General features: G+C 67.0%; 19 protein-coding genes. 10 read left to right on the forward strand and 9 right to left on the reverse strand.

Translation table 11 applies throughout. The features are described from left to right. The first annotated feature begins 2 nt into the window (after positions 1–2). The 3 genes from AC56KW_RS06885 (at position 3) to rpoH (ending at position 3078) form a co-directional block, all read left to right on the forward strand. Positions 3–674: a cell division ATP-binding protein FtsE gene (locus AC56KW_RS06885; RefSeq protein WP_497169993.1), complete on the forward strand. Its 672-nt coding sequence runs from the start codon at positions 3–5 to the stop codon at positions 672–674. Beyond that, complete coding sequence (ftsX, locus tag AC56KW_RS06890; protein WP_497169994.1) at positions 671–1600, forward strand: permease-like cell division protein FtsX; 930 nt, start codon at positions 671–673, stop codon at positions 1598–1600. The genes AC56KW_RS06885 and ftsX overlap by 4 nt, the downstream gene beginning before the upstream one ends. A 587-nt stretch (positions 1601–2187) precedes the next feature. Continuing rightward, positions 2188–3078: an RNA polymerase sigma factor RpoH gene (gene rpoH / locus AC56KW_RS06895; RefSeq protein WP_497169995.1), complete on the forward strand. Its 891-nt coding sequence runs from the start codon at positions 2188–2190 to the stop codon at positions 3076–3078. A gap of 49 nt (positions 3079–3127) precedes the next feature. On the opposite strand, the gene AC56KW_RS06900 is transcribed toward rpoH, so the two are convergent. Next, the gene (locus AC56KW_RS06900; protein ID WP_497169996.1) at positions 3128–3538 is read right to left on the reverse strand and encodes a cupin domain-containing protein; all 411 of its coding nucleotides are present in this window, start codon (positions 3536–3538) and stop codon (positions 3128–3130) included. 305 nt (positions 3539–3843) lie between these two features. Between AC56KW_RS06900 and AC56KW_RS06905 the strand changes: the two genes are divergently transcribed. The 3 genes from AC56KW_RS06905 (at position 3844) to AC56KW_RS06915 (ending at position 6332) form a co-directional block, all read left to right on the forward strand. Next, complete coding sequence (locus AC56KW_RS06905; RefSeq protein ID WP_497170231.1) at positions 3844–4818, forward strand: LysR family transcriptional regulator; 975 nt, start codon at positions 3844–3846, stop codon at positions 4816–4818. A gap of 126 nt (positions 4819–4944) precedes the next feature. Next, a complete protein-coding gene (locus tag AC56KW_RS06910; protein WP_497169997.1) occupies positions 4945–5445 on the forward strand; it encodes an Ohr family peroxiredoxin in 501 nt (166 codons plus the stop codon). A 134-nt stretch (positions 5446–5579) separates the two neighbouring features. Beyond that, positions 5580–6332, forward strand: coding sequence for an SDR family oxidoreductase (locus AC56KW_RS06915; RefSeq protein ID WP_497169998.1), 753 nt, complete (start codon positions 5580–5582; stop codon positions 6330–6332). Here the strand turns inward: AC56KW_RS06915 and AC56KW_RS06920 are convergent. Next, positions 6310–7350 carry a GlxA family transcriptional regulator gene (locus tag AC56KW_RS06920; RefSeq protein WP_497169999.1) on the reverse strand — a complete coding sequence of 347 codons (1041 nt, stop codon included), beginning with the start codon at positions 7348–7350 and terminating at the stop codon, positions 6310–6312. The two genes, AC56KW_RS06915 and AC56KW_RS06920, sit on opposite strands and share 23 nt — an antisense overlap. Before the next feature lie 214 nt (positions 7351–7564). Between AC56KW_RS06920 and yghU the strand changes: the two genes are divergently transcribed. Beyond that, positions 7565–8407, forward strand: a complete 843-nt coding sequence (gene yghU / locus AC56KW_RS06925; RefSeq protein ID WP_497170000.1) for a glutathione-dependent disulfide-bond oxidoreductase — start codon at positions 7565–7567, stop codon at positions 8405–8407. A 56-nt stretch (positions 8408–8463) separates the two neighbouring features. Here yghU and AC56KW_RS06930 read toward each other — a convergent pair whose 3' ends face one another. The 4 genes from AC56KW_RS06930 to pstS form a co-directional block, all read right to left on the reverse strand. Then, positions 8464–11163: a bifunctional diguanylate cyclase/phosphodiesterase gene (locus AC56KW_RS06930; protein WP_497170001.1), complete on the reverse strand. Its 2700-nt coding sequence runs from the start codon at positions 11161–11163 to the stop codon at positions 8464–8466. 90 nt (positions 11164–11253) lie between these two features. Further along, the gene (locus AC56KW_RS06935) at positions 11254–12231 is read right to left on the reverse strand and encodes an IS1595 family transposase (RefSeq protein WP_497170232.1); all 978 of its coding nucleotides are present in this window, start codon (positions 12229–12231) and stop codon (positions 11254–11256) included. Between the two features lie 170 nt (positions 12232–12401). Beyond that, positions 12402–13064, reverse strand: a complete 663-nt coding sequence (locus AC56KW_RS06940; protein WP_497170002.1) for a winged helix-turn-helix transcriptional regulator — start codon at positions 13062–13064, stop codon at positions 12402–12404. A gap of 106 nt (positions 13065–13170) precedes the next feature. Beyond that, positions 13171–14199, reverse strand: coding sequence for a phosphate ABC transporter substrate-binding protein PstS (pstS, locus tag AC56KW_RS06945; RefSeq protein ID WP_497170003.1), 1029 nt, complete (start codon positions 14197–14199; stop codon positions 13171–13173). 136 nt (positions 14200–14335) lie between these two features. On the opposite strand from pstS, the gene AC56KW_RS06950 reads away from it, so the two are divergent. Both AC56KW_RS06950 and ggt read left to right on the forward strand, forming a co-directional pair. Continuing rightward, a complete protein-coding gene (locus tag AC56KW_RS06950; protein WP_497170004.1) occupies positions 14336–14782 on the forward strand; it encodes a hypothetical protein in 447 nt (148 codons plus the stop codon). After that, complete coding sequence (gene ggt / locus AC56KW_RS06955; protein WP_497170005.1) at positions 14782–16551, forward strand: gamma-glutamyltransferase; 1770 nt, start codon at positions 14782–14784, stop codon at positions 16549–16551. Before AC56KW_RS06950 ends, ggt begins: the two co-directional genes overlap by 1 nt. Positions 16552–16555: 4 nt before the next feature. On the opposite strand, the gene AC56KW_RS06960 is transcribed toward ggt, so the two are convergent. Continuing rightward, complete coding sequence (locus tag AC56KW_RS06960; RefSeq protein WP_497170006.1) at positions 16556–17659, reverse strand: alkene reductase; 1104 nt, start codon at positions 17657–17659, stop codon at positions 16556–16558. A gap of 109 nt (positions 17660–17768) precedes the next feature. Between AC56KW_RS06960 and AC56KW_RS06965 the strand changes: the two genes are divergently transcribed. Continuing rightward, entirely contained in the window at positions 17769–18125 is a 357-nt protein-coding gene (locus AC56KW_RS06965; RefSeq protein WP_497170007.1) for a winged helix-turn-helix transcriptional regulator, read from the forward strand. A 72-nt stretch (positions 18126–18197) separates the two neighbouring features. Here the strand turns inward: AC56KW_RS06965 and AC56KW_RS06970 are convergent, their stop codons facing one another. Beyond that, on the reverse strand, positions 18198–19166 hold the full coding sequence (locus AC56KW_RS06970) for an SDR family NAD(P)-dependent oxidoreductase (RefSeq protein WP_497170008.1): 969 nt from the start codon (positions 19164–19166) through the stop codon (positions 18198–18200). Between the two features lie 18 nt (positions 19167–19184). Continuing rightward, positions 19185–19946 (reverse strand): SDR family NAD(P)-dependent oxidoreductase, encoded by a 762-nt coding sequence (locus AC56KW_RS06975; RefSeq protein ID WP_497170009.1) that lies wholly within the window; start codon positions 19944–19946, stop codon positions 19185–19187. Positions 19947–19993 lie beyond the last annotated feature (47 nt).

The raw sequence follows: 19993 nt of genomic DNA on the forward strand, positions 1-19993 counted from the left end.
CCATGATCGCATTCCAGTCGGTATCCAAGCAGTACACCCATGGCGACTCCCAGGGCGCCTACGCGCTGCACGACGTCTCGCTCGACATCGCCAAGGGCGAGCTGGTCTACCTGGCCGGCCCGTCGGGCGCCGGCAAGTCGACCCTCATGAAGATGGTGGCGGCGGTCGAGCGGCCCAGCAGAGGCAACGTGATCGTCAACGGCCAGGACATCGGCCGCCTCAAGCCGGCCGGGATTCCCTTTCTGCGGCGCAATATCGGTATCATCTTCCAGCAGCAGCGCCTGCTCAATGACCGCAACATCCTGGCCAATACCATGCTGCCGCTGCTGGTGACGGGGGCACGCACGGCGGACGCCGCCCAGCGCGCCCGCGCCGCCCTCGACCGGGTCGGGCTGCTGGACCGCGCCAAGGCGATGCCGCTCGAACTGTCGGGCGGCGAGCAGCAGCGGGTGGCGGTCGCGCGGGCGATCGTCAACCGGCCGCAGATCATCCTGGCCGACGAGCCGACCGCCAACCTCGACCGGGTAGCCGCCGACAAGGTGCTCGACGCGCTGCGCGCCTTCCACGCCGCCGGCGTGACCTGCGTGATCTCGACCCACGACGAACAAGTGCTGGACAGTGCCGCGCGCGTGATCCGCCTCGAGCAGGGTCAACTGATCGGAGGTGCGGCATGAGCCCGTGGCTGCGCCAGCACCGCTTCGCCCTCGGGGCCGCGCTGTCGACGGTACGCAAGTCGCCCGGCAGCTTCCTGTTCAATGTACTGGTGGTCGCGCTCGCGCTGACGCTGCCGTTCGCGGGCCTCACCCTGCTCGACAATGTGCGCCCGCTGTCCGAGCAACTGTCGGTCGATCCCGAGATCAGCGTGTTCATGCGCGAGGACACCAGCCGCGCCAGTGCCGAGGCGCTGGCGCCGCAGATCCGCCAGATCGTCGCGCCGCAGGGCAAGGGAGCGGCGGACATCGCTTTCATCCCGCGCGAGCAGGCGCTCGCTTCGCTCAAGGAGCGCAGCGGCCTGGGCGACGTGCTCGAAACCCTGGGCGATAATCCCTTGCCCGACAGTTATGTGATGAAGCTGGAAGGCTTCGCCAGCGCCGGCGCCGCCAGCCAGGTGGACCTGATCACCGAGCGCCTGGGCGAATTGCCCGGCGTGGAGACGGTGCAGGTCGACTCGGCCTGGGTCAAGCGCCTGGCCGCGATGCTGGCCATCCTGCGCCTGGCCCTGCTGCTGCTGGCGGGCACGCTGGGCATCGTCGTGATCGCGGTCGTGTTCAACACGGTCCGCCTGCAGGTGCTGACCCAGAAAGAGGAAATTGCGGTGTCGAAACTGCTGGGCGCGACCAACGATTTCATCCACCGCCCCTTCTTCTATACCGGCGCCCTGCTCGGCCTGTGCGCCGGCGCGGTGGCGTTGGGAGTGGTGATCCTGGCGCTGAGGCCGCTGAATGGCGCGATCGGAGAATTCGCCCAGCTGTACGGGTCGAACTTCCAGCTGATGCCGCTGGGGCCGGCGGAGATCGCCGGGCTGCTGGCGATCAGTGCCGCTCTGGGCCTGATCGGTGCACTGCTGTCGGTGCGGCGCCACCTGGCGCGCCAGCGCTGATATGGGTGTGAACGGCGTTGGCCGGCTGCCGGCCCGCCCTTCCTACAATCTTGCCATCAAAAAAATGCATGGGCAGGTGTTGAAAACCCGATAAGTGTCACCATGTGTGATAGCAGGGCGAGGCAGCCGTCGCGTGCGGCTGCCTGCTTATTACAAGACAAGATTACTCCGCATGACCACGCAATGAATCCTACGGCCTAGCTGCCATCCCCTACGCGTCCACGCGCAAAAGTCCTACAGGCTGCGCCGTGGCTACGTGCGCCATTCAACAGAGTGCGTGCCCTGACGGACGTAAGCTGTATCTAACGTTATTTTCCAGTCGTTCCTGCCTCACTTTTGAGACAAGTCAACTGGGCATGCAAGTCCTGCTCTACAGTGAAATCGACGACATTTCGATTCCCTAGAGCAATACTTTGGACAATCTTAAGCGCCCGGACCACTTCTGGCACTCACCCCGGGGGAGTGCTAATATATGGTCCAAGGCAATCGAATTTCAAGTCACGCATCCGGAACGCAAGCCGTCACAGGCGCCACGAAGCACCAGTTGACGGTATGGATGCAGCAAGATTACTACGAGGGAAATGAATATGTCCGCACAATCCGCATTGGTTCCGACCGGCAGTCGTGCTCTGGGACTGGGTTTCACCGGCAATCTGGGCAATATCGACGCCTATATCTCGGCCGTCAACCGCCTGCCGATGCTGACACACGAAGAAGAAGTCTCGCTGGCAAAGCGGTTGCGCGACGACCACGATCTCGACGCGGCGCAAAAGCTGGTGCTGTCCCACCTGCGCCTGGTGGTGTCGATCGCCCGCGGCTACCTGGGCTATGGCCTGCCGCACGCCGACCTGATCCAGGAAGGCAATATCGGCCTGATGAAGGCGGTCAAGCGTTTCGATCCGAACCAGGGCGTACGCCTGGTGTCGTATGCCATGCACTGGATCAAGGCCGAGATGCATGAATACATTCTCAAGAACTGGCGCCTGGTAAAGGTCGCCACGACCAAGGCCCAACGCAAGCTGTTCTTCAACCTGCGCAGCAACAAGACCGGCCTGGACGCGATGTCGCCCGGCCAGGTCGACGACCTGGCCAAGCTGCTGGGTGTCAAGCGCGAAGAAGTGATCGAGATGGAAACCCGTCTCACCGGCCGCGACATCGCGCTGGAATCGCCGACCGACGACGAAGACGACAAGTTCTCGCCGATCGCCTACCTGTCGTCGGACCAGCAGGAGCCGACCCGCGTGCTCGAGGCCGAGCAGGTCACCCGCCTGCACTCCGAGGGCCTGGAAACCGCACTGTCGAAACTCGACCCGCGTTCGCGCCGCATCATTGAAGCGCGCTGGCTGGCCAACGACGACGGTTCGGGCGCGACCCTGCACACGCTGGCCGAAGAGTTCAGTGTGTCGGCCGAGCGTATCCGCCAGATCGAATCGGCCGCGCTCAAGAAGATGAAAGGCGCGCTGGCGGCTTACGTGTAAGCCGGTCCGTCACGCTCCCCCAAAACCCGCTTCGGCGGGTTTTGCTTTTCTAGTGGACCGGCATGAAGAACGGCTTGTTCTTGTCCTTGAGTAAGAACACCAGGAACCTGGCCGGCTTGGTCTTGCTCGCATTGCGCCCCACCGTGTGCACGTCGCGCGGGTTTTCATAGAAGGTCTCGCCCGGGCCCAGCGTGTGTTCCTTCCCGCCCTTCACGCCCATCACGATCGTCCCTTCCAGCACATAGATGAAGCCGTGCGCATCGTGGCGGTGCACGGGGTCGCCCCCGCCGGGCGGATACACGACGGTGATCATCAGGACTTCCTTGCCGGGATGGTCGTCCAGCGCCTTGCTGAACAGCTCCTTGACGACCGGATCCAGCGCCGCGGCCCAGACGGGGGCCGCGAGCGGCAGGGTCATCAGCAGGCCGGCGGCGCCGGCGAATTTTCTCAGGCGTGACATGTTCTCTCCTTGAATGGGGTGTGAATATGCTGTCCAGTGTAGGGTGCGGCCTGCTTCCATGACAGGCGCCGGCCGGTATCCAGACTGCTGCCTCGAACGCAACAATCGTCGTCGGTCGCCGCACATCATGCCTTGGCGGGATTCGGCTGCTATTTGTCATTTACGAAAAAGATCAAGCACAACTAACATGGAGAAAGAACACAGCCACATCTGCAACTGAGCAGCAACTAGGCAGCAACTGAGAGGAAGCCATGAAGAACGAACGCTTCGCGATCGGTGAATTCGTCAAGCAGTCACCAACCGCCATGCCGGCGCTGCCGGCCGCACCCGGAATGGACGGGCTGGCCTCGAGCTTTTCCACCACCTATGCCGGCGTGCTCGCCTTCATCGCCGTGGTCCACGAAGGCTCGTTCGCCAGGGCCGCCGAACGGCTCGGCATCGGCCGCTCCGCCGTCAGCCGCAGCGTTCAGAAACTCGAAGCGCAGCTCGATACCCGCCTGTTCCTGCGCACCACGCGCAGCACCTCGCTCACCAGCGAGGGCGAACTGTTCTATGCCAACTGCAAGCCGGGCGTCGAACGGATCGTACAATCGGTGGAAGAAATGCGCGAGCTGCGCCACGGCGTGCCGCGCGGCCAGCTGCGCCTGCACGCGGCGAGCGACTTCGGCCGCAAGATCGTGGCGCCGCTGCTGCGCGGCTTCAATGCCAGCTACCCGGATATCCGGCTCGACCTGATCCTCGACGACAGCCCGCTCGACTTCATCGCCGACCGCATCGACGTGTCGTTTCGCAACGGCCGCCTGGACGACAGCCAACTGGTGGCGCGCCAGCTGATCCCGATGCAGATGCTGGTCTGCGCCGCGCCCGCCTACGCCGGCGTCCATGGCCTGCCGCTCACGCTGGGCGACCTGGCGCGCCACCGCTGCGTCAACCTGCGCTTGCCCTCGGGCCAGGTGTGCGAATGGGAATTCAAGGAAAACGGCCGCCGCCGCGCGCTGCTGCCCGCGGCGAACCACAGCTTCAACGACGCCGAGCTGGTGCTCCAGGCCGTGCTCGACGGCGCCGGGCTGGCGCAGATGGCCGGCTACCAGGTGTGCGAGCACCTGCGCGCGGGGCGCCTGGTCGCCTGCCTGCCCCAGCATGCGCCGGACGACGGCGGCCACTACATCTGCTACCTGAGCCGGCACCACCTGCCACTGCGCACCCGCGTCTTCATCGACTACATCACGCCGCGCATCCGCGCACTCGACCTGCACTGCCTGGACAGCTTCACGAACTGACGCGCGCCGGCAAGGGCGCCGGGCGCGCCATTGTTGCGCCGAGGGCAACATGACGGTGACCAGCGCGGCGCTAGCAGCCGGCGCGGCGTCTTTCTACACTGGGCCAAACCACTCCAGGAGACTGCGTTGACAAAACAGAGGCTGGCGCCCCCACCCATTACCCTGCTCGACAAATACGTCGGCAGCGATTTCCACCCGCTGTACTCGACCACGGTACGGGTCAGCGGCGGCGAGGCCGGGCACGGACGCGCGTCCGGCATCGCCCGTTCGGACGACGGCAACCTCGAACTCGCCCTGCGCCTGCCGGCCGCGCTGGGCGGCCCCGGCGGCGGCACCAATCCGGAGCAGCTGTTCGCCGCCGGCTTCGCCGCCTGCTTCCACGGCGCGCTCAAGCTGCTGGCCACGCGCGCCGGTATTGCGCTCGAGGACGCCACCGTCGACGCCGCGGTGACCTTCGGCCGCGACCCGGTCGACGGCCTGTACACCCTGATGGCCGAGATCCGCATCGACCTGCCGCGGCTGCCGCGCGCGACCGCCGAGGAACTCATCCGCAGCACCGAACGCATCTGTCCCTACGCCAAGATGGCGCGCCAGGGCATCGTCTGCGTGGTGGCGCTGGTGCGCTGACGATTGGTGCCTGCCGTGCACCACCGTGCCGCCACCGATGGGGCTACCGCCGCCCCGGGCGCGCTCCTACACTCGATACCGGCGGCGCATCGTCGCACACGGCCCCCAGCCGCACTGGGACTCGAAAGGACATCATGAACATCATCGTCATCGGCGGCACCGGCCTGATCGGCAGCAAGCTGGTCGCCATCCTCAAGCAGCGTGGCCACGACGCCGTGGCCGCCTCCCCGAACACTGGCGTCGACACCATGAGCGGCAAGGGCCTGGCCGAGGCGCTGGCCGGCGCGGACATCGTGGTGGACGTGGCCAACTCGCCCTCGTTCGCCGACGACGCGGTGATGGACTTCTTCACGACCTCCGGCCACAACCTGCTGGCGGCAGCGAAAGCGGCCGGGATCAAGCACCACGTCGCGCTGTCGGTGGTCGGCACCGACCGGCTGGCAGAAAGCGGCTACTTCCGCGGCAAGATCGCGCAAGAAGCGCTGATCCGCGCATCCGGCCTGCCCTATACCATCGTGCAGTCGACACAGTTCTTCGAGTTCCTGGGCGGGATCGCGGCGTCCGGCACACAGGGCGAGGCGATCCGCCTGTCGCCGGCGAATATCCAGGCCATCTCATCGGGCGACGTGGCGCTGGCCATGGCCGACTACACGCTCGGTGCGCCGCACAATGGGGTAGTCGAAATCGCCGGTCCCGAGCGGGTGCGGCTGGCCGACCTGGTCCAGCATTACCTGCAATGCACGGGCGACCGGCGCCAGGTCGTGGCCGATCCGCAGGCCCGCTACTTTGGCGCGCTGCTGCAGGACGATACGCTGGTGCCAGGCCCGGGAGCGCGCCTGGGCACGGTGAAGGTCGACGACTGGCTCAGGGCCCAGGGGGCGCGCTGAAGACCGGCGCCAGGCCGCCCGCCACTAGCCGCTGCCGGTAGGCGGTTGGCGAAGCGTGCAGGTGGCGCTGGAACGTCTTGCGCATGCGTCCTTCGTCGCCGAAGCCGCACAGCAGCGCGATCTGGTCGACGTGGCGCTCCGAATCCTCCAGCAGCCTGCAGGCCGCCTCGAGGCGGAAGCGCTCGACCGCCCTGGCCGGGGTCTGTCCGGTCTTGTCCTTGTACACCCGGCTGAAGTTGCGCGGGCTCATGCGCATGCGCGCGGCCAGCACATCGACGCTCAGGTCGGGCTGTTCGAGATTGGCCAGGATCCACATATGCAGGTCGTCGAACAGCGGACCGTCGCCGGCCTGGGCCTGCAACATCCAGCTGAGCTGGGACTGGCCGCTGGGCCGCTTGAGAAACACAACCAGTTCGCGCGCGATGGCCAGCGCGACCTCGCGCCCGCAATCTTCCTCGACCATGGGCAGCGCCAGGTCGATGCCGGCCGTGACGCCGCCCGAAGTCCAGGTGTCGCCATGCTGCACGAAGATCGCTTCGCGGTCGACCTCGACCCGCGGATAGGTGGCGCGCAGCAAGTCGTAGGTCAGCCAATGGGTAGCGGCGCGCTTGCCGTCGAGCAGGCCGGCGGCGGCGAGCACGAAGGCGCCGGTGCACACCGAGCACATACGGCGCGTCTGGCCCGCATGCCGGCGCAGCCAGGCGACCAGCGCATGCTGCTCCCTGACGGCGGTGACGATGTCGGCCGCACCGGGCACGACCACGGTATCGACCTCACAGGGCGAAAAATCGTCCAGACGCTCGGTCTGCATGCCAACGCCTTCGAGGGTCTGCACCAGGCCGCCCCCGAGGCTGACGGTGTGCCGCACATAGCCCGGCAGGCCGCGCTCCTCCATCGCTTTCGAGGCGCACCAGAACACCGTCTGCGGACCGGCGATATCGAGCATGCACATGCCGGGGAAGCCGACGAACAGGATCAGGCGCGGCTTGCGCGGCGCGGAAGCGGGAAGCGTGGACATCGTGGACGGTAGATCGTCGGCCCAACGACCGCGAAAATGCGACCGGGGTCGACTATAGTATGGCGCGCTCATCCGGAAGGTCAAGGCATCCCGTTCCCGCCCCCTCGGGCCGCGGGCATATCGGGCGGCGTCGACGCCTTTTTCTCCCTTTGCGCCGACGCGTTTTTCTCCCTTTGGCTAGAATGAATTCTTTGACCAGTTCCGAGGAGAACCCATGGCTGACCAAGCATCCTACGTCCCACCCAAAGTCTGGACGCCCCCGGCTTCCTCGGGCGGCGCCTTCGCCAGCATCAACCGCCCGGTCGCCGGCCCGACCCACGACAAGGAGCTCCCGGTCGGCAAACATCCGCTGCAGCTGTATTCGCTGGCCACGCCGAATGGCGTGAAGGTGACGATTCTGCTGGAAGAGCTGCTGGCGGCCGGTCACGCCGGCGCCGAGTACGATGCCTGGCTGATCAAGATCAGCGAGGGCATGCAGTTCTCGAGCGGCTTCGTCGAGGCCAACCCCAATTCAAAGATTCCGGCCCTGGTCGACCGCAGTGGCGCGCAGCCGGTGCGCGTGTTCGAATCCGGTTCGATCCTGGTCTACCTGGCCGAGAAATTCGGCGCCTTCCTGCCGCAGCACGGCGTGGCGCGCGCGGAAACCATGAACTGGCTGTTCTGGCAGATGGGATCGGCGCCCTTCGTGGGCGGCGGTTTCGGCCACTTCTATGCCTACGCCCCGGAAAAGCTGCAGTACCCGATCGACCGCTATGCGATGGAAGCCAAGCGCCAGCTCGACGTGCTCGACCGTCACCTGGCCGACAGGCGTTTCGTCGCGGGCGAGGACTACACGATCGCCGACATGGCGATCTGGCCCTGGTATGGCGGCCTGGTGCTGGGCCAGCTGTATGACGCGGGCGAATTCCTGTCGGTGCACGAATACAAGCACGTGAAACGCTGGGCCGACGAGATCGCCGCGCGGCCGGCCGTCATCCGCGGGCGCAAGGTCAATCGTTCATTCGGGCCGGAAGCCGACCAGGTGCACGAGCGGCACGACGCCTCGGACCTCGACTGACCGTTTCACCCGGGGGCATGGGGCGCGTCCAGGGCCGCGCCCCGGGTACGCATCGTTCAGTCCTGCTGCACCTCCACCCCGGCATCCAGCAGGTAGCGCCGCACCATCATCACCGCCATCTCATCGGCCGGTACCGGACGCGCGATGTAGTAGCCCTGCACCTCGTTGCAATCGAGGTTGCGCAGGATGGCCAGCTGTTCCTCGGTCTCGACGCCCTCGGCCACCACCGACATGCCCAGCGCATGCGCCATCGACACGATGGCCTGGAAGAACACCTTGCCTTCCTTCGAGTTTGCCAGCTCGGTGGTGAAGGCGCGGTCGACCTTCAACACGTCCATCTTGAGGCGCTGCAGTTGCGACAGCGACGAGTAGCCGGTGCCGAAATCGTCGACATGCAGTTTCACGCCCAGCGCGCGCAGGGCCGCCAGCTCGGCCAGGATGTCGTCCTGGTCGCCCATCATCGCCGATTCGGTGATCTCGACCTCGATCAGGCTGGCCGGAACCGCGTGCCTGAGCAACGCCGCGCTCAACTGTCGCTGCACGCCGCCGCGCAGGAACTGCTTGGGCGAGACGTTGATCGACACCGGCACCAGCGCCACGCCCGCCTCGCGCCAGGCGGCCAGCTGGGCGCAGGCCTTGTCGATCACGGCCTCGCCGATGCGCACGATCAGGCCGGTGGCCTCGGCCAGCGGGATGAATTCGCCCGGCGCCACCATGCCCAGGGTCGGATGGCGCCAGCGTACCAGCGCTTCCATGCTCAGCAATTCTCCGCTGCGCGCGTCCACCCGCGGCTGGTAGTACAGCACGAACTGGTCGGCTTCGAGCGCTTCGAGCAGGTGCTGCTTCAGGCGCGCCCTGGAGTTCAGGGTCGACGACAGGGACGGATCGAAGAAACGGTATTGTCCCTTGCCCTCGTTCTTGCCGGCGTACATCGCGATATCGCTGTGCCTGACCAGGGTTTCGGCGTCCAGGCCGTCGCGCGGGTACAGGCTGACGCCGATCGAGGAACCCACCGCATGCAGTTCGTCGCCGATCAGGAACGGCACCGCGAAGGACTCGACGATGCGCGCCGCCACCGAGGCGGCCATGCGCTCGCCGTCGCAGGGACTCAACAAGACCACGAATTCGTCGCCGCCGAAACGCGCCACCAAGTCGCTCGGACGCAGCAGCGACAGCAGGCGGCCGGCGGCGGCTTTCAGCAATTGGTCGCCGCTGGCGTGGCCGTGCGTATCGTTCACGTGCTTGAATTCGTCCAGGTCGATGAACAGCAGCGCGGCGCCGCCGTTCGCTCCCTGCGCCTGGGCCAGCATGGCCGGCATGCGTTCGAGGAAGGCGTGGCGGGTGGCCAGGCCGGTCAGGGAATCCTCGTTGGCCAGGCGCTCGAGCTGCGCTTCGTGCGCTTTTCTCTCGCTGATGTCCTGCAGGGTCACCGCCAGGCCGTTGCCGACCCGGACCAGGCGCCGCCGGCCCCAGCCGATATTGAGCCGGTTATCGCCCGGCATCTTGCGCTCGTCTTCATGGAAGCCACTGTTCATCGCCTTGCGGTAGGTCGCCAGCAATTGTTCGCCAAACAGGCCGCTGTCGATTTCGGCCAGGCGCGATCCGACCAGTTGATCGCGCGTCATGCCATAGAAGAAGGCGCCGCGCTCGTTGCAGTCGACGATGCGGAAATCCACGATCTGGCCGTCGCGCGCGCGCTCGGCCGCGGCCATGTAGAAGCCGTCGTTGCCGCTCTCGGTGGCGGTGCGGTAGGCGCGCCGCACCTCGTCCTGTTCCTTGTCGCGCGCCACGGCGCGGCGCGCCAGCACCGCCCCGACCGCACCCAGCAGCAGCAGGCACAAGGTAGCCGCGATCGCGCGGTCGCGGCTGTCGATCCAGTAGGCATTGTTGGAGGCCTGCGCCTCGGTCTGCGGCAGGCCGACCAGGGCCACCAGCGGATAGGCGGACGACTGGCGCCAGCCAAGCACGCGCGCCTGGCCGTCGACGAAGCCGTCCGCGCCCTCGACCAGGCGCACGCCCTGCCCTCCCGACCAGGCGCCGCCGCGGCGCGGCAGCGCCACCGCGTCCACGAACGACTCGCCGGTGCTGCGCTGCTCTACCCGCAGCCGGCCTTCGCTGCCGGCCAGCGCCACGATGCCGCCCGCGCCGACCGTGGCCGGGCTGATAAAGGACGTGAAGTAGCGGGCGTCGACCGCCATCAGCACCACGCCGTCGAATTCCTCGTCGCCGGTCTCGAGCCGGCGCGTGAACAGCACCACGTCGTCGGCCGCGCTGAGATGGGCCGGCGCGGTGCCGACCCGCAGCGCGGTCGAGTTGCTGTCGCGGTGCCGCCTGAAATAAGGGCCGGCCGACAGGTCGGCGCCAAGGAGGCCCGCGCGCGTGCTGGAGCGCACCAGGCCGGCGCGGTCGAGGATGGCCACCACGTGGAAGGCGCTGTCGGTGAACATGCCGTCGCGCCGCATCTGGTCCAGCAGGTCGGCTTCGCGCGCGCTTTCCCAGCTGAACTTCAGTTGCATCGTGATCTGGTCCATCTGGGCCACCGAGCGCGTGATGTACTGCTCGTAGGCTTCGGCATAGGCGGCCACTTCCTTGCGCGCCTGGCTGGCGACCTGCGCCTGCTCGGCCTCCACCCGCACCAGGGTCGCGACCCATAGCGCGCTGCACAGCGCCAGCGCCAGCAATGGCCAGAGCAGGACCAGGAAGCGGCTGCTGCGCGACGGGTCCGGGTAGGGGCCAAGGCCGGGAGGTTTGCTCATGCTGCTGACGGAAGAAGAGAAATTGCCGCCAGTCTAGTGAGCAAACATGTCACCGGCGTGACATGGAAAAACCTCAAGGCGCTGTGCGCGTTAATTCGTTTCTTTCCGACGGCACGTTGCGCACTGGATGATTGCGACCAGCAATTGCGCTGGCGTACGCAAAGCGCCGTCATCCAGAAAGCGCTGCCAGCCTGAATAGTTCACCAGGTAGCGACTCGCGATGCCATTGAAACGTTTCAGCCAGTTCTTGAAGCGGGCATGCCAGCCATTGACGTTATTGAGGTGGATCGCGCCGCGGGCCTTGACCCCGGCGCGCAGATTGACGGCCTCGTGTGCGACCCCGGCATGGTCGGCGAAGACCCGGTAAGCGGCCGCCGAATCGCTGATCAACACCGCGTCCGGCGCCAGCACCGGCCGCAGGCAGGCGATGAGTTTCACGGCACTGACCGGCCCGCGGCCAGTATGAAAGTCCAGTGTCCGCCGGCCCCGGTCGCGTGCGACGAGCAGGCACTCGTGTTCGCGGCTGATGCCGCGCCGCGTCGCCACGCCGCCGCGCCGCCGCGCGGGACGCGTCAGGTGGCGCGAGCCCTTCTGCGATTCGAGCATAAAGGTTTCGTCCGCCTCGACCATGCCCTCAAGACGATCTGGACGCTTGCGCGCCGCCCCCGGCACGAAACGGTGGCGCCAGCGGAAGCTGGTGCTGCGGTGCACGCCGACGAGCTCGGCTGCTGCGCGGACCGTGCACGAATCGAGCACGCATTGCAGGTACGGTAGCCAGGCGGCCTTCTTGCGCAGGCGCGCCAGCGGCGTGTTCGTCAGCGCATTGAAGCTGCGCCGGCACGCCAGGCAGCGCCAGCGCTGCAAGCCGCTGGCCGCACCGCAGCGATGGACACGCGGACACTGGCAATGCGGACAGCATGGTGTGCCCGCCGCCTGGGCGACGAGGTGCAGGCACGCGCCAGGGTGGGCAATGGCCGCGATCCAGGCGCGCAGCCTGGCCACCTCGTCGGTATGCAGGTGCAGCGAGGTCAGCGCGGCAAATACTTCTTCGAAGACCAAGCCTTGCATCATTGCCACCTGATGAGTTAACTCGACAGTGGCTGAGACCGGCGCGAATCGGAAAGGTTCGCATAACTATCGCGAACAGCGCCAACCTCAAAGGGACCTGGGCCTGCGATGATCCCGCAGCGTGGCCGGCGCCGCCATCCACGCTGACCCTGCGACGTTGCCTGGGACGATCAGGTCGGCGACAGCATGTAGCCGGCGCCGCGCACGGTCTTGATCAGCGACTTGGCGCGTCCCAGCGCCTTGCGCAGGCGCAGCACATGCACGTCCACGGTGCGCTGATCGAGCGATTCGTGCGCTTCCCACAGCTGTTCGAGCAGCTGGCTGCGCGAAAACACCTGGCCCGGATGGCACAGCAGGAAGCGCAACAGCCGGTATTCGGCATGCCTGACCTCGACCTTGTGGTTGCCGACCTTGACACTGCAGCTGAGCGGATCGAGCACCAGGCGGCCCGAGCGCAGCAGGCGCGATTCGGGCGACAGTTCGCGCGCCCGGTCGACCGGCGCCTGGGGAATGAATTCGGGATGGGGTACCGGGGCCGGAAGGCTCGCGGGACGTTCGCCGTCCGCGCAGTCGGCCGCCAGCAGGATGACCGGCTGCTCGCGCAGGCGGCGGTCGCCGCGCAGGCGCGCCAGCAGGCGCATGCCGCCTTCGTGGCGCAGCATCGATTCCTGCAGCAGGAGCTCAGGACGCTCGCGCCCGATGAAGTCCCAGGCTAGCGCCAGGCTCGGTACGTTATGCCAGACCCACTCGTCCTCGTGCAGCGAGAACTTGAGCAGTTCGGCAATGGCCGGCTTGTCGTCGATCACCAGGACGATCGTGTTCGCCGTTGTCATGGGATGCCCAAAAAGAGAGGTGCTGCATCGTTGCGGCCGCGATGCCCGCGACCGCACCAACGAACATCCGGCAGCGTGGCTGCCGGACTGGTTGCCGTGCGGCGTATTACATGATGGCCTTGCCCGAAGCATCCTTCAGGTTGGCTTTCCATGCGTCCTGTACTTGCTTGACGACGCTGGCCGGCATCGGGACGTAGTCCAGTTCGGCCGCTGCCGGCGCGCCGTTCTTGAACGACCAGTCGAAGAACTTCACGACTTCCTGGCCTTTGTTGGCGTCGGCCTGGGTCTTGTGCATCAGGATGTACGATACGCCGGTGATCGGCCAGCTCTGCTTGCCGGCGCCGTCGGTCAGCACCACGCCGAAGCCTGGAGCGCGGGCCCACTCGGCGTTGGCGGCAGCGGCCTTGAACACGTCGTCCGACGGTTGCAGGTCGACGCCTTCCTTGTTGCGCAGCATGGTGTGCGACAGCTTGTTCTTCTTGGCGTAGGCCCACTCGACGTAGCCGATCGCGCCCTTGATACGCTGCACGTTGGCGGCGACGCCTTCATTGCCCTTGCCGCCCACGCCCACGGCCCACTTGACGGTGGTGCCCGAACCGATCGACTCTTTCCACGACGGGCTGGTCTTGGCCAGGAAGTCGGTGAACAGGAACGAGGTGCCCGAGCTGTCGGCGCGGTGCACGACGGTGACATCGAGCGCCGGCAGTTTCACGCCTGGATTCAGCGCGGCGATCTCGGGGGCGTTCCACTTGGTGATCTTGCCCATGTAGATATCGGCCAGCAGCGGACCGGTCATCTTCAGCTGGCCTGGGGTCACGCCGTCGACGTTGACCACGGCGACCACGCCGCCCATGATGGCCGGGAACTGCATCAGCCCTTCCTTGTCCAGTTCTTCCGCTTTCAGCGGCATGTCCGATGCGCCGAAGTCCACGGTCTTCGCCTTGATCTGCTTGATGCCGGCGCCCGAGCCGACCGACTGGTAGTTCAGGCCGGTGCCGGTGGCGGCTTTGTAGCTTTCGGCCCACTTGGCGTAGATCGGGTACGGGAACGTAGCGCCCGCGCCGGTAATGTCGGCGGCGAACGAGGTCGTCATCACGAGCGTGGCGGCAGCGCCGGCGAGGATCTTCTTGAACATTGTTATTCCTAACTTTGGTTAAGGGGTATGTTTTGGACTGCAGGAAAAGAATAGCTGCCGAATATGACCTGTTTATGACTTGACCATGGCTTGTCTTTTCGCTGTCACGCGACCGCTCCCTTGCGGTTTTGCTATCATGGGTTTCCTCGTCAAACCCTGGATGACACCGATGCGCACCCTGCCCTGCGTCCTCTCCATCGCCGCCGCCGGCCTGCTTTCCGCCTGCGCCACGCAAGACCGCCTGCCCGACGCCCAGTACACGCTGAGCGAGCGCCAGACCCTGGCCCTGCCGCCGCAGCCGGTCGACCAGCGCCTGAGCCTCACGTACGAAGGCGCCGACGACAGCCGCTGCCCCGACAACGCGCGCTGCATGTGGGCCGGCCAGCTCGCCTACCGCTTCACGCTGCGCATCAATAACGTGGCCCAGGGTTTCTGGCTGGTGCAGGGCAAGCCGGGCTATACCTCGCCCGCCCTGCGCGGCGCGCGCATCGAGCTCGATCCTTCGTTCATGCCGCAGCCGCGCGGCATGGCCGAGACGAAGCCCGCCGCGTATCCGGTGGTCTTCAATATGTACGGCCGCTGATGCGGCCGCCCGAATCGCCACGGCGGGCCGCACTGGCATGCGGCCTGGCCCTGACCATCATTGTCCAGGGCGCCACTGCCGCGCCGGTCGCGACCGGCACCGGCGGCGCCGTCGCCACCATCAGCGCCCAGGCTTCGCAGGCGGCGCTGGCGATCCTGAACCAGGGCGGCAATGCGATCGACGCCGCGGTGGCCGCGGCCGCCACGCTGGGCGTCACCGATCCTTTCAGCTGCGGCATCGGCGGCGGCGGTTTCATGGTCATCTACCTGGCCAACGAAAAACGCGCGATCACGATCGACCACCGCGAGACGGCGCCGGCCAGGGTCGGGCCGCAGCTGTTCCAGCCCGACGGCAAGCCGCTCGACTTCGGGACCGCGGTCGCCAGCGGCGCGGCAGTCGGCGTGCCGGGTACGGTGCGCGGCTGGCACGAGGCACTCGCGCGCTATGGCAGCATGCGCTTTTCGCAGGTGCTGGCGCCGGCGATCGCGGTGGCCGACAAGGGTTTCCGCGTCAACGCCAACTTCAGCCGGCTGGTGGGCCGGAACGTGGGTAAATTCCGCCAGTTCGCGCCCACGAGCGCGCTGTATCTACACCAGGGCAAGGCGCTGCCCGAAGGCACGCTGCTGCGCAACCCCGGCATGGCGCGCGCCTACCGCGAGATCGCGCAGGGCGGCGTGAAGGCGTTCTACGAAGGGCCGATCGCGCGCGCCATCGTCGACAGCGTGAACCGGCCGCCGGTGGCCAAGGGCTACCAGGTACGGCCCGGCGCCATGACGCTGGCCGACCTGGCCAACTACGAGGCGCGGATCCGCCCCGCCCTGCGCAGCAGCTATCGCGGCTACGAACTGGTCGGCATGCCCCTGCCGAGCAGCGGCGGTCCCACCGTGGCGCATGCGCTCAACATCCTCGAGGGCTACGACCTGAAGTCGCTGCCGCGCGCCCAGGCCGAGCACCTGTATATCGAAGCGAGCCGCCTGGCCTTCGCCGACCGCAACGCCTATCTGGCCGACCCCGAGTACGTCGATGCGCCGCTAACCGGCCTGCTGTCGAAACAGTATGCCGCCGAGCGGCGCGCGCTGATCGACCGGCGCCAGGCGGCGCCGGGGCCGGTGGCGGCGGGCGATCCCTACCGTTACCAGAACGATCCCAGCATCCCCTTGCGGGCGCAGCCGGCCGCCACGATCAAGCCGGGCCCGGAAAGCGCGCACACGACCCACCTGACGGTGTCGGACAAGGACGGCAATGTGGTGTCGTATACCTTCACCATCGAATCCTGGGGTGGCAGCGGGATCGTGGTGCCGGGCTACGGCTTCCTGCTCAATAACGAGCTGACCGACTTCGACTTCTCCGGCCCGCACCCGAACGTGCCGGAAGCCGGCAAGCGGCCGCGCTCGAGCATGGCGCCCACCATCGCGCTCAAGGACGGCAAGCCGGCCTTCAGCATCGGCAGCCCCGGCGGCTCGACCATCATCACCACCGTGCTGCAGACCATCGTCAACCACGTCGACTTCGGCATGCCGATGGACCAGGCGCTCGATGCGCCGCGCATCAGCCAGCGCAACGCGGCCCAGACCTCGGTCGAACCGGGCTTCGCGGGCAGCGACCAGGCGCGCGCCCTGGAAAGCTTCGGCCAGCGCTGGGAAAGCCCGGCCGAGGAAATCGGCGCGGCCAACGCGCTGGTATTCAACCCCGACGGCACCGTGACCGCCGTCAGCGAAGGCAAGCGCCACGGCGTCGGCACGGCGCTGGTGCAGCGCCGCGGGCACTAGCGTTTCACTCGACGGCGGCGCGCGGGTAATCGGTATAGCCGCGCTCGCCTACTTGGTAATACGTTTCCTGGTCGCCCGGCGCGAGGGGCAATCCGCGCCGGAAACGCTCGACCAGATCAGGATTGGCGATATAGGGCGCGCCAAACGACACGAGATCGGCGTGACCCGCTTCGAGCAGGGCGCGTGCCGAGGCCTGCGTCAAGCCACCATTGGCCATGATCGCGCCGTCGTAGAACTGGCGGAAATAAGCGGCCGTGCCATTCGCGAGCGCCGCGACCGGCGTGCCGGCCAGGTCGCCGGCCGGATGGTAGAGCTGCAGGTAGGCCAGCTTCAGCGTCGACACCTGCGCCACCAGGTAGGCGTAGGTCGGCAGCGTCTGCGCGGTCGGCTGCAGCTTGCCGAGGCCCACGCCCGGACTGAGCTTGAGGCCGATGCGGCCGGCGCTCCAGGCGCCGATCATCGCTTCGAGCACCTCGAGTACGAACCGGGCGCGGTTCGCGATGCTGCCGCCGTAGCGGTCGTCGCGCAGATTGAACGTCTCGTTCAGGAACTCGGGGATCAGGTAGCCGACGATGCCGTGCAGCTCGACGCCATCGAAACCCGCCTGCCGCGCCAGCCGCGTCGCCTGCGCATAATCGCCGACCGTGCGCGCGATATCGGCGAGCGTCATCGCCTGCGGGACGGGAGAGGTCTTGAAGCCGCCCGGCGTGAATACCGGTTGCTCGAGGCCGACGGCCGAAGGCGCCAGCGGCAACCGCCCCCCATGCAGGTCCGGATGCGAGGCCGCACCGCAGTGGCCGAGTTGCACGAAGATGCGGCCGCCGGCGGCGTGCACCGCCTCGGTGACCCGCTTCCAGCCTTCGGCCTGCTGCTCGTTGAACAGGCCCGGCACGTGGACGGCGCCGATCGCTTCCTCGCTGGGCCAGGTTCCTTCGCTCAGGACCAGGCCCGCCGACGCGCGCTGGCGGTAGTACTCGGCCTGGAGCGCGACGGGGACATGCTCCGGGTTCCCGGTCCGGGCGCGGGACATCGAAGCCATGACGATGCGGTTTGGAAGTTCGACGTCGCCGATCGTGATCGGCTGGAACAGGATGTCGCTGGGATGCATTGCTTACTCCTCGAGAGGCGCATGAGCGCGTAACCTGGATGGTAGCCGCTATGATAGGATTTACACCAGTACGTACTTTTTTGTAAGTGTGAGGAACGGAGGTTGGCGCATGAAAGACATCCCCTTCAACTGCGGCATGGAAGCCGTGCTCGACCTTGTTAGCGGCAAATGGAAACTCTTGATCGTCTACCACCTGATGCATGGCGACCAGCTGCGTTTCAGCGAGCTGCGCAGACTGGTCGGCAATGTCAGCGAAAAAATGCTGAGCCAGCAGCTCAAGGAGATGGCATGCGACGGCCTGGTGCGGCGTATCGACTTCCGCACGGTGCCACCCCATGTCGAGTACGCGCTGACAGCGTTCGGAAAGAATCTGGCAACGACGCTCCAGCCACTGTGCGCATGGGGCAGCGAGAACATGGAGGAGATCGCCGCGATCTCCTCCGCGCGCGCGATCCGCAACGCCTGAGCGTCGCGCAACGCAACTTTTCGCGGTCTCGGCCATACGCACCAGAACGCAGGTACAGGCCGCCACCGTAATTCAGCGCGTGCCGGCGATCCACGCCTCGCTCTTGGCCCACAGTGCCGCGGCGCGTTCCGGATCGAGCGCGTAGGCGCGCACCCCATCGGCGAAGGGGTTCGGCAGGTCGTTGACCGGCGCCACCGCGACGTCTTCCAGATATTGGCCGCCGATGGCATCCTGGTCGGCCACCGTTGCCGCCCACACCGAGGTCGCCGCCACTTGCGGGATCGACTTCAATACCGGTGGTGGCAGGCCGGCGTCGCTGCGCGCCTTGCCCACGGTGTCGAACAGGCCTTGCAACAGCTCTGGAGCGAGGTGGCGCGGCAGGTCGGTCATGCTGTTGCCCGGCATGACCGCCGCGGCGCGCACGCCGCGGGCACGGTGGCGGCGGTCGAATTCCACGGCGAACAACGCATTGGCCGTCTTCGAGCGGCCATAGGCGACGAAAGCGTCATACGGCTGGCGTTCGAAGTTCGGGTCATCCAGGTCAACGTCGGCCACCCGGTGCGCCTGAGAGGACAGCACCACGAGGCGCCCGCCATCGGCCAGCAGCGGTGCGATCTGCGTGAGCAGCGCGAAGTGGCCGAGATGGTTGGTCGCCAGCTGCGTTTCCAAGCCGTCCGCGGTCAGCCCGAACGGCGCCGCCATGACGCCGGCGTTGGCGATGATCGCATCGAAGCGGCGGCCGTCGGCCAGCAGGCTGGAGCCGGCGGCGCGCACGCTCTGCAGCGAGGCCAGGTCGAGTGCGACCAGCGTCAGGCTGCCTCCCGCCTGCGCCGCAGCGTCCCGTACAGGGATGGTCGCGGTCCCGGCGCGGCCGACGTCCCTGACCGCGCCGACGATGTCGGCGCCGCGCGCGGCCAGCGCACGCGCCGTCTCGCGCCCGATACCCGACGATGCGCCGGTGACCAGGAAGCGCTTGCCCTTGAGATCGACCCCGGCCAATACCTCATCGGCGGTCGTGTGTGCTCCGAAATATGTGCTCATGTCGTTTCCTGGTCAATGTCAGATGCCGAGGCCCCCGGCCACGTCGATGACGCCGCCGGTGATGTAGCCGCCGTTTGGACCGGCGAGGAAGTTGACCAGCGCCGCCACTTCTTCCAGCGTGGCGATGCGGCGGATGGGGTGCGCGTCGAGGAAGGCCTCGGGCGCGGTCGTGCTGCCCAGGGCCTCCACCATCATGTCGGTCGGCATGGCGCCGGGCTGGACCACGTTGACGGTGATGTTGCGCGGCCCGAGATCGCGGGCGATGCCCTTGGCGTAGCCGATCAGCGCGGCCTTGGTGCCGGCGTAGTCGGCCACGCCGGGTATCATGGCCAGGGTGCCGTTGCGCGAGCCGATGAAGATGATGCGGCCACCCTCGGACAGCCTGGGTGCCGCCGCGCGCGTGGTTGCCACCGCCCCCATGACGTTGACCTGCCACTGGTGATCGAGGCTGGCGGTGTCGAGCGCGGGATCGTCGACCTGCTGGCCCTTGGCGACGACCGCGGCGTTATTGACGAGGATGTCGAGCCGCCCGAAGTGCGCCACGACGGCGTCGACCAGCGGCCCGGCGGCGGTGAGGTCGGCCTGGTCGCTGCGCAGCGCGATCGCGCGCACGCCCTTCGCCCTGAGCTGTTCGACCACGGCTTCGGCCTTGTCTTTCGACGCTACATAGCTGATCGCCACATCGGCGCCTTCAGCGGCGAGCGCCGCGGCGATGACTGCCCCCAGGCCCCGCGATCCGCCGGTCACCAGTGCGACCTTGCCCTTCAAACCATTCGACATACACATTTCCTCCAAGACGGGTTTTTACGTAACGGTCGTTACGATAA

It is taken from the genome of Telluria sp. RT2P19 (assembly GCF_059685725.1).